The organism is Pseudomonas sp. NPDC087346 (assembly GCF_044744235.1).
Classification (GTDB): domain Bacteria; phylum Pseudomonadota; class Gammaproteobacteria; order Pseudomonadales; family Pseudomonadaceae; genus Aquipseudomonas.
This window is the reverse complement of sequence record NZ_JBIUXX010000173.1, coordinates 1-1,262: the sequence shown is the minus strand read 5'-3', so window position 1 is coordinate 1,262 and position 1,262 is coordinate 1. Positions and strand designations below refer to the sequence as shown.

General features: G+C 58.2%; 1 protein-coding gene. It reads left to right on the top strand.

The features are described from left to right. The coding region (gene pnp / locus ACIOZM_RS31865; RefSeq protein ID WP_401221660.1) for a polyribonucleotide nucleotidyltransferase at window positions 1–1,262 on the top strand (1,262 nt) is incomplete at both ends.

Below are 1,262 nucleotides of genomic sequence, written 5' to 3'. Positions count from 1 at the left end.
TGTTCCCAGAAGGCTTCATGAACGAAGTGCAGGTTGTCTGCACCGTCGTTTCCACCAGCAAGAAAACCGAACCCGACATCGCTGCGATGATCGGTACCTCGGCTGCCCTGGCGATCTCCGGCATTCCTTTCGATGGCCCGATCGGCTGCGCACGCGTTGCGTTCCACGAAAGCACCGGCTACCTGCTGAACCCGACTTACGAACAACAGAAAGCTTCGAGCCTGGACATGGTCGTTGCCGGTACGTCGGAAGCCGTGCTGATGGTTGAATCGGAAGCCAAAGAGCTGACCGAAGACCAGATGCTGGGCGCGGTACTGTTTGCTCACGACGAGTTCCAGGTTGTGATCAACGCCGTTAAAGAACTGGCTGCCGAAGCGGCCAAGCCAACCTGGACCTGGACTCCACAGCCAGAAGCCACCGCTCTGCTGGGCGCTATCCGTGCCGAGTTCGGCGACGCGATCTCCCAGGCTTACACCATCACCATCAAGGCCGACCGTTACGCTCGCCTGGGTGAGCTGAAAGACCAGGTTGTAGCCAAACTGTCCGGTGAAGAAGGCCAGCCTTCGTCCAGCGAAGTCAAAGCTGCTTTCGGCGAAATCGAATACCGCACCGTTCGCGAAAACATCGTAAACGGCAAGCCACGTATCGACGGCCGCGACACCAAGACCGTACGTCCGCTGAACATCGAAGTCGGTGTTCTGCCTAAGACCCACGGTTCGGCCCTGTTCACCCGTGGTGAAACCCAGGCTCTGGTTGTTGCAACACTGGGCACCGCCCGTGACGCACAACTGCTGGACACCCTGGAAGGCGAGAAAAAAGACCCGTTCATGCTGCACTACAACTTCCCTCCGTTCTCGGTAGGTGAGTGTGGTCGCATGGGTGGCGCTGGTCGTCGCGAAATCGGTCACGGCCGTCTGGCCCGTCGTTCGATTGCAGCCATGCTGCCTGCCGCCGACGTGTTCCCGTACACCATTCGTGTTGTGTCGGAAATCACTGAGTCCAATGGTTCGAGCTCCATGGCTTCGGTCTGCGGCGCTTCCCTGGCGCTGATGGACGCTGGTGTTCCGATGAAGGCACCGGTTGCCGGTATCGCCATGGGTCTGGTTAAAGAAGGCGAGAAGTTCGCCATCCTGACCGACATCCTGGGTGACGAAGACCACCTCGGCGACATGGACTTCAAAGTAGCGGGTACCGCCAAAGGTGTTACAGCGCTTCAGATGGAAATCAAGATCAAAGGCATCACCGAAGAAATCATGGAAATC